7 protein-coding genes and 1 pseudogene are annotated in these 11,656 nt (G+C 62.1%); all 8 read right to left on the minus strand.

Annotated elements, in window-relative coordinates:
- Nucleotides 1-8: 8 nt before the first annotated feature.
- Entirely contained in the window at nucleotides 9-2,570 is a 2,562-nt protein-coding gene (locus ACQY4T_RS24985; protein WP_428536172.1) for an AsmA family protein, read from the minus strand.
- Nucleotides 2,571-2,572: 2 nt separating this feature from the next.
- A complete protein-coding gene (locus ACQY4T_RS24990) occupies nucleotides 2,573-3,559 on the minus strand; it encodes an RluA family pseudouridine synthase (RefSeq protein WP_428536174.1) in 987 nt (328 codons plus the stop codon).
- Nucleotides 3,560-3,841: 282 nt separating this feature from the next.
- Nucleotides 3,842-4,480: a hypothetical protein gene (locus tag ACQY4T_RS24995; RefSeq protein ID WP_428536176.1), complete on the minus strand. Its 639-nt coding sequence runs from the start codon at nucleotides 4,478-4,480 to the stop codon at nucleotides 3,842-3,844.
- Nucleotides 4,477-6,693, minus strand: a complete 2,217-nt coding sequence (locus tag ACQY4T_RS25000) for an NACHT domain-containing protein (RefSeq protein ID WP_428536178.1) — start codon at nucleotides 6,691-6,693, stop codon at nucleotides 4,477-4,479. Before ACQY4T_RS25000 ends, ACQY4T_RS24995 begins: the two co-directional genes overlap by 4 nt.
- Nucleotides 6,694-6,993: 300 nt before the next feature.
- Nucleotides 6,994-7,832 (minus strand): annotated as a pseudogene (locus tag ACQY4T_RS25005) (IS5 family transposase).
- 77 nt (nucleotides 7,833-7,909) lie between these two features.
- Entirely contained in the window at nucleotides 7,910-8,851 is a 942-nt protein-coding gene (locus tag ACQY4T_RS25010; protein WP_428536180.1) for a hypothetical protein, read from the minus strand.
- A 264-nt stretch (nucleotides 8,852-9,115) separates the two neighbouring features.
- The gene (locus tag ACQY4T_RS25015) at nucleotides 9,116-10,438 is read right to left on the minus strand and encodes a replication-associated recombination protein A (RefSeq protein WP_428536182.1); all 1,323 of its coding nucleotides are present in this window, start codon (nucleotides 10,436-10,438) and stop codon (nucleotides 9,116-9,118) included.
- A 297-nt stretch (nucleotides 10,439-10,735) separates the two neighbouring features.
- Nucleotides 10,736-11,500: a competence/damage-inducible protein A gene (locus tag ACQY4T_RS25020; RefSeq protein WP_428536184.1), complete on the minus strand. Its 765-nt coding sequence runs from the start codon at nucleotides 11,498-11,500 to the stop codon at nucleotides 10,736-10,738.
- Nucleotides 11,501-11,656 lie beyond the last annotated feature (156 nt).

The following is an 11,656-nucleotide window of genomic DNA, read 5'->3' on the forward strand; positions in this document are numbered from 1 at the left end:
GTCAGCCTTTATCGAAACAGGTTTTTCAGCACCGCGGCTGGGTTGGGCAGGGCATTCGGCTGGGGGCTTTTGGCGGCGGCGGCTTGCGGGGCTGGCTGGCCGCGGGCGGCGGCCAACGCTGCCGGGCAGATATCGGAGGTGCCTCCACCCAGCAACTTATCGGCGCCTAGCAGACCGCCGACGACGCCCAGGGGGGTGGCATTGCCTAGTACGACGCCGGCGACGGTGCCGGCGTTGGCCTCGGCGGCGCCTAGGTCGTTGACTTTGACCGAGGGGTCGCGGATTGGGCCGGAGACGGCGATCGGGATGACTAGGCCGGTGCCGCCGACCCTCGCCTGGGGCCGTAGCGCCATGGCCAGGGTTTCGGCGCCGAGGTTGATGGTGCCGAGGCCGGACATGGTGAGCAGTGAGGAACTCAGCGCCAGGGGCTTGATGGCGGCGAGGCCGTGCTTGGCGTCGATGCGGAGGGCGAAGCATCGGAGCTCGCTGGTGCCGCCCTTGCCGACCAGGTTGAGGGCGTTGAGCGAGTCCATGACCTTGCCCAGCAGGCTGCCGAGCAGGCGGTTGTCGATGGTGCCGGAGGCCATGGCGAGACCGAGCGAGCCGTCGAGGGAGCCGGCGATGGCGTGCGGGCTGGCGCCGGCTCCGCTGAGGTCGGCGTAAAGCTCGACGTTGCCGTTGGCGTAGGACGGCTGATGGAAGGCGGTGAGCAGGGTTTTCAGTGCCAGGCCGGGGGCGTGCAGCACCAGATGGAGCGGGGGCGCGGGCCCTGTGGCGTCGGCCGAGAGGTTGCCGGTGAGGTGGCCGCCCGGCAGGTCGGCGGCGAACGGATTGACCGCGAGCTTGCCGTTGGCGAGGACGGCGTGGGTGTCGATTGCCTTGTAGTCGGCGCCGCCGCTGCGCAGGTCGGCGATGTTCAGTTTCAGGTCGGCGTCGGCGGCGCGCAGCAGGTCAAACGGGATCGGCTGGTCGGAGAACAGCCGTGTGTTGCGGTGCGCCGGGGCGGCCGGCGCTTGGGTGGCGGCGGGCGGTTTGGCCGGGTTGGGCGGGGTCGGTGCGGGCGGGGGCGGGGTGGGGGCGGGTGTTTGGTCGATGGCCTGCTGGATGGCGTCCAGGTCGATCCGGTTCGAGTGGAGCACGGCGGTTAGTGTCGGGCGGGCGGCCAGACCGAGCGTGGCGTCTCCGGCGAGGTCGCCGTCGGCGCTGGTCAGGGTGAGGGCGTGCAGCGCGGCGCCTTGGCGGAGGCCTCCGTCGGCGTCGGTTAGGCTGGCTTGGAGGGCGATCGACTTGATTGCGGGAAGCGGGCGGCGGGCGAGCGGCGAGAGGGCCGACAGGTCGGGGATTTGCGCGGCGAGGGCTAGGTTCACGCCGGACATCGTGCGGGCGTCGGCGAGGGTGCCTTTGGCCGTGGCGGTGGCTCCGGCGGCTTGCAGGTTTACGTCGATTGGGAAGGGGGCGGGCTTGGCGTCGGGCATCAGCTGTGCGGGCGGGCCGAGCGCGGCGTTGAGCGCTGCCGGTTGAGTGCCGAGGTGGGCGGTGGCGGCGAGTTTCATGGGCTGCTCGAGGCGGGCGGCGTCGAGGTCGAGTTTGTCGAGGGCCAGGCCGGGGACCTGGGCGTTGAGGTCGGAGGCGCCGACATGCAGGGTCAGGGAGGAGATATCGGGCAGGGTGGCGCCGGAGTCGGCGACTTTGGCGGCGAAGGTGACGTCGTGCAGCGGCGGGGGGGAGAAGCCTTGCAGCAGGGGCTTCAGCACCGAGGCGTCGGGGACGGTGCCGTTCAGGGTGAGGTTGTAGCCCTTGCCTTGCAGCGGCTGGGTGATCGACCCGTCGGCGGTGAGTTTGGCTCCGGCGGCGGTCAGGGTCAGCTTGAGCGGCCAGGGGGAGGTGGCGGCGGGTTGTTGCAGGCGGGTCAGGCTGCCGGTGTCGGCTGCGAGGGTGAGCGGGGTGCCGGCGTAGCTGGCGTCGGCGTCCAGGTGTAGGGGGGAATCGGGGGAGGCGGCGGTGGCCTGCAGTTTGGGCAGTAGCAGGGTGGTGGTCTTGGCGGTGGCGTCGTCTCGGTAGGCCAGGGTGCCGTCCTGGATGCGGATTGCGTTGACGCTGACGGCGGTTTTCGCGCTGCCGGCGGTTGGCGTGGGTTGCTGTGAGCCGGCTGGGGCGGTGGGGGAGACCTCGGGGGTTAGTTGCCAGTTGGGTTGGCCGGTTGGGGGTTTTTCCAGCAGGATGTCGGGGTGGATCAGGACCAGGCGTTCGATCTCGATGCGTTTCGATAGCAGCGGCAGCAGGCCGAGTTCGAGTTCCATCGACTGCAGGGTGGCCATCTGCGGGCGGGAGAAGCCGGGGGGGTTGGCGAAGGCGACGTTGTCCACTCGGATGGTCGGGGTGAGGGAAAATTTCAGGCCGATCTTGCCGTTGAGGGCCAGGTCTCGGCCGGTGGCGCGCTTGACGGCTTCGGCGATGCGCGGCTTGAGGCTGTTGGGGTCGAAGCGGCTGATGAACACCGCTCCGGCGCCGACCGCTAGGACGATGACCGCGGCTAGGGCGATCAGCGTGATGCGGAGGGGTCGGGGCATGGTCATCGTCTCCGGGGTGGCTGGGCCGGGGGGCTGTGGAAGCCCAGCGTCTTGAAGGTGGCCCTCATATGGGGCGGCAGGTCGGCTTCCAAGGTGAGGGTGCCGCCGGCGGGGTGGGGCAGTGTCAGTCTTCTGGCGTGGAGGTGGAGGTCGCTGGAGAGGCCCTCGATCAGGGCTGCGAAGGCCATGTTCTGGTCGGGTTGTTCGTATTTTTCGTCGCCCAGGATGGGGGCTTTTATGGCGACGCAGTGGACGCGGAGTTGGTGGGTGCGGCCGGTTTGGGGTTTGAGTTCGAGCCAGGCGAGTTTGCGGGCGGCGTGGTCGAGGGTGAGGTAGTCGGTGATGGCGCGGGCGGCGTCGGGGTCGTCGCGGTCGGCGGGGGCGGTGCGTTCGCCTCGGGCGCCCCCCGTGCGTTTGAGGGGGAGGTCGATGCGGCCCTCGATGGGGACGGGGCGGCCGGCGACGACGGCCCAGTAGGTTTTTTCGATGTCGCGGCCGCGGAACAGGGCGGCGAGCTTGGCGGCGGTGCCGGGGGTGCGGGCGAGGAGCAGGACGCCGGTGGTGTCTCGGTCGAGGCGGTGGACCAGGCGGGGGCGGTGTTCGGCGTTTTGGCGGAGGGCGTCGAGCATGGCGTCGAGGTGGCGGGTGATGCCGGGGCCGCCTTGGACGGGCAGGCCGTAGGGTTTGTTCAGGGCGATGATCTGGTCGTCCTGGTAGATGATGGCTTGGCGGAGGTCTTTGGCGTCGTGCGGGTCGATGCGGGGGGGTGGTTTGGGGGTGGTGGGGGTGTCGAGGGGGGGGAGTTTTATGGATTGGCCGGGGGTTAGGCGGGTGGCGGGGTCGGTTTTGGTGCCGTCGATGCGGATCTGGCCGGTGCGGCACCATTTCTGGATCAGGCTTTGCTGCAGGCCGGGGTGGTGGCGGCGGCACCAGCGGTCTAGGCGGATGTCGGCTTCGTCTTCGGTTACGGTGCGGGTTTCGGGGGGCATGGCGGGGGTTTGGGGTTTGGGGGGTGGTGGGTCAAGCGGGGGATGAAGGGATGTAGTTGCTTACTGCATCACCGGTTGGGGTGATCAAAAGGTCGGCTATCGGAGAGAGATCTGGCGGGATTTTCGGAGTCCGATTGAGAATCTGGCGTTGCTCCGCGGGCTAGGCGTTTTCTCAACACTGCTTGCGAGGGCAGGCCATCCGACGCCTTTGTACCGACTCTGTAACGACTGACCCCGCTGGTATTAGTCGACTAAGGCATGTCCCAAAGGGTCTCGAACCTTTTACGCTGGTGGTTGGACCGTAAGAGCAAATGGGAGCTTAAGACGCTTGGCTACTGCGGGCTCTGACAAGGTTGTCCGCCTAGCCTCAAGCAGCTGACGCAAGGTTCCGAATGCCTGATAACCATAAAGCTCAGTACATTCCATAAGGGCAGATCTACACACTTCGATCTGTAATTCGGCACGCATCATCCCGCGACCGGCCGCTCCACGCTGGAGGACGCCATATAGCGCAACTTGTTCAGACGCAAAAAGCATTGCAACCGTCTCGCTACGCTTCTCCTCGGATACGCGTCCGGTCAGCAAACGCAAAACGGCAACACTGGCAGCAATTGCCGGGGTGTCCGCATCAAATACTTCAAAGGCACTATCATCAAGTTGTTCACGGTCTTTCACAAACCTAGGATGAATTTGTCGCGAGCCAACTGCTGGGGCCGCCAGAGGAATAAGAAGAAAACGTAATGACTTGTCCGTGTTGAAGAGCCGTGTTATATACAGCAAAGCCGAACCTCGAACAAAGCGCATCCGAATGCCATCCGATAGCAACTCGCGGAGGCGAGCGATGATTGCCTGATGGGGGACGGGAGTTGACAATAACTGTATCAACACGTTGACCAAAAGCTCTCGATCTTCGGTTGTCACCGGGGGGGGATGTTGGCGATGCACTCGCAGAACCGTCTACCCAGCTTTTTCTCGCCCGCGCGCAAAGCGTAGGTCAGCAAGATTCTCCAGGCCGCTGCACTGCTTGACTGCCGATTTACAAAGCAAAGAAGCTCATTTAGCGTGAGCGTCTGTTTAAAACGTTCTTCGTGAGTTCGTATCAGATCGGAAGCCGTTATGACAGGAGTGAATATAGATCTTTCCTTCGGCGATAAGTCCATATCATAATATTCTGCTGAGAGCTCGTTCTGCTTCAGGCCCATTTCGCTCCAATGATGCTCCGCCTCGACCCAAGCCTTCGTGTCCCCATAAATGCTAGCTTCCGCCTCGCTAGCATGCGCGATAAGCCGCGATTTATCTTTGCTGCGATGCACCATTGCCTTTAATATCCAACACAGCTCCAGCTCTTTCGCATCCTCCAGAGCATCGAGTTCAGCCACACGGCGGAGGAACAGACCAAGCGATAGAGCGGAGGGCGCCGTCAGAAAAGTTAGTGCTGCACTGAGGACGTGCCACCCCGACTGGGCCTGCGTTGGCACTTGGCGCAGCGTCGGCTTGCCAGCAAGACTTAGGTAGGTAAACGCAATACCTGACGGCTTTCCGTTGGTGCGGGTCAACGTAATTCTACTCCTCGCTAGCGCAGGCAAATATACAGACGCATTCTCGACGAGAGGTTCGAAGGAAGGTTCCGGATCCTCAAATTGACCTAGCCATTCGCGGACTACCTCCGGTTTTAGCTGCCACTGCGCTTCCCGAAGGCGGTCCAGTATCGGTCCGTTTTCCGGGAGCAACTCAGGGTTGTCGAAAATCGCGAGCACAGTCGGCGGGTCACTCGGCCACCACTTGAGCAACAGTCGCGTGCCCCACTCGCACAACGTGGCATTTGAGTTTCGACAAACAAATGCTAACAGTTGGAACACCTGCAGTTTTGTCCTAGCATTGCCCGTGCTGACTGACTCGGCCAGAATAGGTTCGACGACACCCCACAATGACGGCTCAACCAAGGGAGCCAGACGCCACGCTACCAAATAGTCAAACCCGGAAAGAAGTTTTAATGATCGCACTACAAGCTTACGTCGGTATGCAGGCACGGCAGTCGCTAGGCCGTCGGTTAATAGCTGCTGCGCAAGAGAAGCTCCATTCTTAATAAGCCGATCATCCGGGTCACGATCACCCGCATCGAGGCAGTCCAAAAGTGAGATAATTGTTTCCCTTAGTTCTTCATGACTTGCCGAGGAAAAGATTTTGCTGCAAGCAATCTTAAAGACGTGTAGCCAATGGGCTCGGCCAGCAATTTCGTATAGTCTAGGCTGGATGCAAATTTCGGGACTAGTTGTGAGTCTTGCCGCCGCCATAAACTCCTGCAATGACCTAACATCGAAGCTGACTTGGCCATCGGTGCGACACCCTAAAAACACTAGACGGTCTGTTGCAATTTTTACGATCCTAGCCGTTAGATCGTCTAGATCATCTTCAAATCCGTCCCGCTCCAACTGAGACCGTGTAAGCGCTGTAAATTCCTCTACGGTGAAGAAGGACTGGGCACGACCCGACGTTTCGGCACGTAAGTGGAGAAGATATCCTGCATCATAATGAATCTTGTCAATTTGCGACTTGTAGAGACCGATGACCTGTCCGGTGATGCCACCCTTGGCAATCTCGCGATCTCTCAAAGTTTCGTAATGGCGGAGGAAAAGCGTCCAACGATCCTTCGGTATATTGTTGTGGGTCATTACAAGTTGAAAAAGGAGGGTAACCTGGAGCGGGCTTATCATTAATTGGGACGTTGCATCGTCTGCGGCGGCCCGACCAAGAACTTCAATGATTTCTTCTCGTCGAGTTTCGTCACTGACTAGAACTGGTGAGAGGCGACCAACAAGCTCCATTGCTTCGTCGCTTCGAAGTGGCTCCAATATCCAGTGGGCCCAGTGCTTTGATGATAACTCGTCCTCGTATCCTTGTGGCCGACTCGTTGCCACGAGTAGGCAATCCGCATCTATCTCGTGGAGTGCATCGACCAACTCACTTATGGACGCTAGAACGTCAGAGCGGTTTCCGCTATGGGGAACTTCGTCAAGTCCATCAAGGATGACGATCGATGGAATCTTGGAGAGCCAACGCCGAAGCACAGATGCGCTGATGACCTCGTCGGCCGCCTTCGAAATCTGGTTGGCCACGTAACTTAAGACTGTCAAGCTACTTCCCTTGCTAGATTCGCTTAGGGCGTCGGCATAACGCGGTAGTTCAACGTGAATGGGATAGCGAAGCGGTCCACTGATCGGTATCTTTTCAGCTACGGCGCGAGCTATGATTGCCTGGACGGCTGAGTTGGTTTCTGGACTTTGTGAGGTGCGCGCGGAGTCTAGCAGCCGTGCGCGACAGATTTGCGCTACATATTGTCCAACAGTAGATTTTCCCTGACCGGGGCCTCCGAGAAGGACAATCCGGTTGCGTAGGGGTTCGCTGCGCCTTCTCTCAGAGTCTGTCCGGAAAGTTTAGGCCGGATTGCTTAGCTTTCTCAGCATCAGTCGGATCGAAGCAAGTTTGATGAAGGTGAGGGCGTTACGGCTCAGGTTCTCGAAATCCTTGGCCAGGCGTCGGCATCGGTTGAGCCAAGCAAGGGTCCGTTCCACGACCCAGCGTCTGGGTAAAATCTCGAAGCTGCTGGCAGTATCGGAGCGTTTGACGATTTCCACCGAGAGCCGTGGCAGCAGCTTGGCCAGTTGCTGGCGGAATTGCGGGCCCTGGTAGCCGGCATCAGCGAACAGCTTCTTCAGGAACGGGAACAGCCCGAACAATGTCGCCAACACCAGCACGCCGCCATCGCGATCCTGGAGGTCGGCCGGGTGAACCACGGCGTGCATCAACAAGCCCTCGGTATCGACCAGGATATGTCGCTTCTTGCCACTGACTTTCTTCCCCGCATCATACCCCTTGGGATCGATGCAGGCCCCCCTTTTTCGGCGCTCTTGACGCTCTGGCTGTCGATCATGCAGGCGGTCGGACTGGCCTGGCGGTCCACCAAGGCGCGGCATCTTTGGTAGAGTTCGTAGTGGATTTTTCCCAACGTCCCATCGTAGTCCCAGCGTTGCATGTAATCATACAGCGTGCTTCGCGGCGGCAGGTCCTTGGGGATGTAACGCCACGGACAACCGGTGCTGAGGACATACATGATGCCATTCAACACTTCCCGCACATCAACCTCCCGCCGCCGCCCGCCGCGCTTGGCCGGCGGGATCATCGGTTTCACCTGCGCCCATTCTTCGTCGGTCAGGTCACACGGGTAACGCAGCTTGTCCCGCTCGTAGCGATGACGGTTCTCGGTCGTCCACATCAGCCACCTCGCGAATCGAACCCGCCGATCGAATCACAGAAGATTCAATGAATTCAACCCCCCCTGGCTAACCGACTCTAAAGACTCAAAAAGCTTCCGGACGGACACTCAGAGCTTTCTTGAAGGTGTTCAGTTCCAAATTTGTCCGAAGCGCGCAGCATGATGCTGTTAAGTATGCGAGGACGATCCCTACTAGAAGCGGTAATGTGGCCATCTGTAACGAACTCGAAACTGTCCATGTCTCGCGAAGTTGATGCATCGAAATCGTCATGATCTATGTCGCCCGCTTTTCGGACTTCAGCGTGATAGGCAAACTTGCGTTGCCTTATTGGCAGATCCATAAAAATGTCGTCCAATGCTAAGGTTCTACCAGTGGTTTGACCCGCATCCCGCGTTTTAATATCTCGGCTCTGGCGAAGGCCGTTTCTCAAGAAGCGAAATAGAGTATCCTCATGTTTTGGATCTCCCAGGCCCCTGAGCAACATTGCGAGCACGTCGCTTGGCTGCACCCAAAAGCTAAATGAGGTTCGAATCTCTTCGCATCCATCCAGGAACGAACCAAGAGTATCGGCATGCCATAGATGAACGCCTTTGAAGCCGAGCGTACTACCCCAGGTCTGGAGATGCTCCGTGACATTGTCGATACCTCCCCCCCCCCTGCCGCTTCGGTCGGCTGCTGAGGCACTGAGGCGTACGTTGGACGCTAGGAGATAGAAGTCGGGCCTTCTGAGGTCCTTCTGTTTGTCCTGATATTTCAGCATTTCATCAGAAATTTGCTTCTTTAGCCATTCTGCATTTTTGGCAGGGGTTTCTTGCTCCGCGTGATATTTTGCTTGTATTACGACATAGCCGTTCCATTCTCGGTCTGTAATTCGGCACTGTCCCTCGTATGTAGCCTCACGTGCGCCGTCGCGGCCAGCACCAAAGACCTGAAGGCGGGGACCGAGAACAGATGCCGCTAGCGCCTGAACGAATCGCTCGAAAGACTGCGTCGAAAAGCGGTTCATATCGTACGTCATCACCGGCTCCCGCACCTGCCCTAGCCGATTAGCACGAGCGAGCACTAGGCGCTACACGGTTTGGACAAAGGCTTCGGATAGCCCCATGCTGTAAGGTGCGATCCGGTGACCTTTGCCTCACCTCGTGAGAAGTTTTGACAGGAACCCTGCTCGACCAATTGTCCAACAGCCCCGTGCGATCCGCCCGTTCACCCCGGCCACGAGCCGAGGCGACTTGCGCCAACAACAACAAACTGTATCTCTTGCCTGCCACCATCAACGCCGTCACCGCCTCCCCCGCAATTCCGCCCAATACTCCAGCCGGCGGGTGATCTCGCGTTCGAAGCCCCGGTCCTTCGGCTGGTAGAACGCGACCCGATCCATGCCATCGGGAAAGTAGTTCTGGCCGGAGAAAGCATCCTCCGCCCCATGGTCATACTCATACCCGGCGCCGTAGCCCAACTGCTTCATCAGCTTGGTCGGCGCGTTCAGGATGTGGGCCGGGGGCATCAGGCTGCCGGTGTTTTTTGCCGCCGCCCTGGCCTGGCCGAAGGCTGCGTAGACCGCGTTGGATTTGGGGGCGGTGCCGAGATAGACGACGACCTGGGCGATCGCCAGTTCGCCCTCCGGCGAGCCTAGCCGTTCGTAGGTTTCCCATCCGGCCAGGGCCTGCGGCAGCGCGGCGGGATCGGCCATGCCGATGTCCTCGGCGGCGAAGCGGACCAGGCGGCGGGCGATGTAGCGGGGGTCCTCGCCGCCGTTCAGCATGCGGGCGAACCAATACAGCGCGGCGTCGGGGTCGGAGCCGCGCAGCGATTTGTGCAGCGCCGAGATCAGGTTGTAGTGCTCTTCGCGGTCCTTGTCGTAGAGCGCGGCGCGGCGGGCCAGCAGTTCGGACAGCGCGGCGGTGTCGAGCGGCGGGGTCTGCTCCGGCAGGGCGATGAGTTGCTCGGCCATGTTCAGCAGGTAGCGGCCGTCGCCGTCGGCCATGGCGCGCAGGGTGCCCCGAGCATCCTGGGTGAGCGGCAGGGGACGGGCGATCTCGGCTTCGGCGCGGGCGAGCAGGCGTTCCAGCGCGACATCGTCCAACCGGCGCAGCACCATCACCTGGCAGCGCGACAGCAGCGCTCCGTTCAGGGCGAAGGACGGGTTTTCCGTGGTGGCGCCGATCAGGGTGACGGTGCCGTTTTCCACCACGGGGAGAAAACCGTCCTGCTGGGCGCGGTTGAAGCGGTGGATCTCGTCCACGAACAGCAGCGTGCCTTGCCCGACCCGGCGGCGCTTGGTGGCGTCATCGAAGGTGCGCTTGAGGTCGGCGACGCCGGAGAACACGGCGGAAAGCTGGACGAACGCCAGGCCGGCGCCGGCGGCGAGCAGCCTGGCGATGGTGGTCTTGCCGACACCGGGCGGCCCCCACAGGATCAGCGAGGCGAGGGAGCCGCGTTGCAGCATGCGGGTGATGCTGCCGTCGGGACCCAGCAGGTGGTCCTGGCCGACGATGTCGGACAGCGTGGCGGGACGCAGCCGGTCCGCGAGCGGGCGGTTGGTGTCGGGTTGCGGCGGCGCGGCGGGGTCGGGGGCGCCGAACAGGTCATCGGGGTCTGCCACGTGGACAGCATAGCGGGAATGGAAGACTCAGGCGAGGATGGGTCACTCGACAGGGTGACCGTGACGCGGGACGAGGCCGGTGGAGATGGCGGCCAGGGAAATGACGGCAAGGGGAGGTGGCTGCCAGGGAAATGGCGGCCAGGGGGATGGCGGTCAAAGAAATGGCGGTCGGGGAATTGGCGGCCAAGGAGATGCGGGCCTGGTGGCGCTCGCGGAGGTGGCAGGGTTAGGGCGGTGGCAGGGTTCGAGCGGTGGCGGGGTGCCAGCGGAGATGGGGTTCGAGCGGTGGGGGGCCGCTTACACCTCGGGCGGTTCACCCGGGATGGCGACCCTCCCGAAACCGATGATCAACTGGGTTACCTCGGCGATGGCTTTTTCGGCCTCGGCGGCGTCCGGGCCTTTGGCCACCAGGGCGACGCCGTTGCCGCTGGCGCGGTAGAACGGGTAACTGCCGATATCGAGATCGGGATAGCGTTGCTGGATCGCGCTCAGTCCCTCGGCGATGATGCCTTCGGGCAGGCCGATGACGTGGACCGAGCGCATTTCGATCTTGGCGCCGCCGGGAAGCCTGGGCGCCAGCCACTCGAACATCGACTGCATGACGCGGGGCACACCGGCCATCACGTAGACATTTTCCATCTGGAAGCCGGGGGCGACGCTGATCGAGTTCTCGATCAGCGCGGCGCCGCGCGGCATGGTGGCCATGCGCTGGCGGGCGGCGTTGAAGTCACCCGGCTTGTAGCTGGCCTGCATGCGGGGCCAGGCGACTGGGTGCGGCTCCCACGGCACGGCGAAGGCGGCGGCGACGCATTCGCTGGTGATGTCGTCATGGGTCGGGCCGATGCCGCCGGTGGTGAACACGTAGTCGAATTTTTGCCGCACCTCGTTGACGCTGGCGATAATGGTGTCCGGCACGTCGGGGATCACCCGGACCTCACGCAGCGGGATGCCGAGGGTTCCCAATCCGGTTGCGAGGAACTGGATGTTGGCGTCCCGGGTCCGGCCGGACAGCACTTCGTTGCCGATCACCAGCAGGCAGGCGGTTGGGTTTTTCGCGGGCATGGTCGGGTCCCCAGGGCATGATCGCATGGCTCGTTCGGTCGTGGGCGAGCGATGACCGGACGGCGCGGCTGCATTGTCGAGCGGTGCGATGCGGCTGGCAACGGTCCAGGCGCGATGTGTCCAGGCGCGATGTGCGGCCGGATGATGCGGCGCGCG

The sequence above is a fragment of the Rhodopila sp. genome (assembly GCF_965277825.1).
Classification (GTDB): Bacteria; Pseudomonadota; Alphaproteobacteria; order Acetobacterales; family Acetobacteraceae; genus Rhodopila.